The organism is Gluconacetobacter entanii (assembly GCF_013155425.1).
Taxonomy (GTDB): domain Bacteria; phylum Pseudomonadota; class Alphaproteobacteria; order Acetobacterales; family Acetobacteraceae; genus Novacetimonas; species Novacetimonas entanii.
Genome location: NZ_JABJWD010000115.1, coordinates 1 through 265, shown reverse-complemented (window position 1 = coordinate 265; position 265 = coordinate 1). Strand labels below are relative to the sequence as shown.

The window sequence follows — 265 nt, the reverse complement described above, 5'->3', positions numbered from 1 at the left end:
CGTGTCAGCCCAGACACTTGAGGCTGTATTGGTTTTATCCAGCAGCCCCTCTCTCAATCGCGCGCCATCACTGGCGGCGGCATGCGTTGTTTTCCATTTCCGGATGAACCGGTATTTTCGATCGATGGAAACATGCGATTTATAGCCAAAGAACGGGATGGCGAGATCGCTGGAGGGCATGGTTCCATCATCCTGCCGCTTCGTCTTCGTGAACTTCAGTGTCCATCGCGCATGACGATCCTTGTGCGACAGCTTTGCGGGTTTG

1 pseudogene is annotated in these 265 nt (G+C 54.0%); it reads right to left on the bottom strand.

Going from position 1 to position 265, the window contains the following annotated elements:
- A pseudogene (locus HNH97_RS16100) lies at positions 1–265 on the bottom strand (IS5/IS1182 family transposase); the annotation flags it as partial.